This is a genomic window from Novipirellula sp. (genome assembly GCF_041583735.1).
Lineage (GTDB): Bacteria > Planctomycetota > Planctomycetia > Pirellulales > Pirellulaceae > Novipirellula.
In genome coordinates this window covers 1-2143 of the sequence record NZ_JBFHFD010000974.1, presented here as the reverse complement: position 1 = coordinate 2143, position 2143 = coordinate 1, and the positions used below count along the sequence as shown (strand labels likewise).

General features: G+C 55.5%; 2 protein-coding genes. One reads left to right on the top strand and one right to left on the bottom strand.

Going from position 1 to position 2143, the window contains the following annotated elements; all coding sequences use genetic code 11:
- A partial coding sequence (locus ABX962_RS35180) for a type I glyceraldehyde-3-phosphate dehydrogenase (protein ID WP_372726319.1) occupies positions 1 to 583 on the top strand: 583 nt, incomplete at its 5' end.
- A gap of 120 nt (positions 584 to 703) precedes the next feature.
- Here the strand turns inward: ABX962_RS35180 and ABX962_RS35175 are convergent.
- Positions 704 to 2143 (bottom strand): ATP-dependent helicase (locus ABX962_RS35175; protein WP_372726318.1); only part of this gene is annotated, 1440 nt, incomplete at its 5' end.

The window sequence follows — 2143 nt, the reverse complement described above, 5'->3', positions numbered from 1 at the left end:
CTACGACGGCGAACAATTCGTCTCCAACGCTTCGTGCACCACCAACTGCTTGGCTCCGATCGCCAAGGTGCTCAACGACAGCTTCGGCATCAAGCGTGGTTTGATGACCACCGTTCACGCTGCAACCGCAACCCAAAAAACCGTTGACGGACCTTCGGCCAAAGATTGGCGTGGTGGTCGTGGTATCCTCGAAAACATCATTCCTTCGAGCACCGGTGCCGCGAAGGCTGTTGGCAAGGTGATCCCTGAACTGAACGGCAAGTTGACCGGGATGGCTTTCCGCGTTCCAACCTCGGACGTTTCGGTTGTCGACCTGACTGTCGAACTCGAAAAGGAAGCATCCTACGAAGACATCTGTGCTGCAATGAAAGCGGCTGCCGAAGGCCCGATGAAGGGCGTGCTTGGTTTCACCACCGACAAAGTGGTTTCCACCGACTTCCGCGGCGAAACCCGCACTTCGGTATTCGACGCCGACGCTGGCATCCAACTCGATAAGACCTTCGTCAAGGTCGTAGCGTGGTACGACAACGAATGGGGTTACTCGAACAAGGTTCTTGACCTCGTTGCAAAGATCTCGAAGTAAACTCTTCGCAGATTGCTGAACAAACAAGAAGGCCCGAAGCATCACGCTTCGGGCCTTTTTTTTATGTAATGCCGAAACTCTTGGTGAGTTTCGCTACGAAAAAAACCTTGCTGCCTTGGTTTACCGCAATGACGAAACGCGGCGGGGTTTGCGATACTTGTTGGGGTTCGCGGCTTTGCCCGTGATCTCGTACAGAAATTGACTTGGGATCGTCGGACGCGGCTTGCCCCATTTGCGGCGAGTCAGTGCCATCGACATCGTCAATGTCTCTTGAGCTCGTGTGATCCCGACGTAACACAGCCGACGTTCCTCGGCGATGTCTTCCTCGCGACCACTCTTCACACTGCGGCTATGCGGCAGAATCCCTTCTTCCAAACCGACCATAAAGACGACCGGAAACTCGAGCCCCTTGGCTGCGTGTAACGTTAGCAACCAGACGGAATTCTTGAGCGCCATCTTGTCCTTTTCGTTCCCCATCTCGCGTCCAGCAAGCGCCGTCTCGGCGAGGAACCCGGTCAAATCCGCCTCTTCGGTTTTGTCTTCAAAGGCCGCGACTGCATTGGTCAAATCGCCAATCGACGCCATCCGCGCATCGCGTTCTTCGGGGTTTTCGTATAGCCGAGCGATCTCGTCGGCATACGCCGTTCGCTCGAGCAGCGTCCGCACGGCGTCGGTCAGCGAATCACTCTTGGCTCGCAGCCGAACATCCTCAGCCATCTGTGCGAGCTCGGTGATCCCACGCCGCGCGCTCGGCGACAAATCCTGAACCGCCGAATTGTCTTGCATCACTTGCCACACCGGCACCCCACGTTCGACCGCGCGTTTGACCAACAATTGCACCGTCTTGTTGCTTAGCCCCCGCGCGGGGGTGTTGATCACACGCAGCAGCGAGATCTCGTCATCGGGCTGCTCGATCCACTTCAAATAGGCAATCAAGTCACGGATTTCACGCCGATCAAAAAACGATTGGCTGCCCATCATCACATAAGGAACGTCGTGCTTGCGAAGCTCGGTTTCAAACAACCGCGGCTGCTCGTTGGTGCGAAACAGGATCGCAATGTCTCGCGGCTGGATGTGCTGGTTGTCGATCAGATTCTTGATCTCACGCACCACCATCTCGGCTTCCGCCGTCTCATCCTTGTGCTGCAAAATACGTGGCCGGCGACCATCGGGACGACTCGGAACCAAAATTTTGTCGTGCCGGACGGTGTTGTATTGGATCAACGTGTTGGCCATCCCCAAAATCGCCCCGGTACTGCGGTAATTGTCTTCCAGACAAACCACCTTTGCATCGGGCCAATCTTTGGTGAAGTTCAAAATGTGCGTGACATCGGCACCTCGCCATGCATAGATCGATTGATCATCGTCACCCACCACGCAGAAATTACGATGCACCTCGGTCAGCGCCCGCGTAATCCGGTACTGGCTGCCGTTGGTGTCTTGGTATTCGTCGACCAACACGTGATCGAACTTCGAAGCTTCCTCTTCACGAATCGCATCGTGCTCGAGAAACAGCGTTTCGGTTTGCAGCAACAGATCGTCAAAATCCATCGCTCCCCG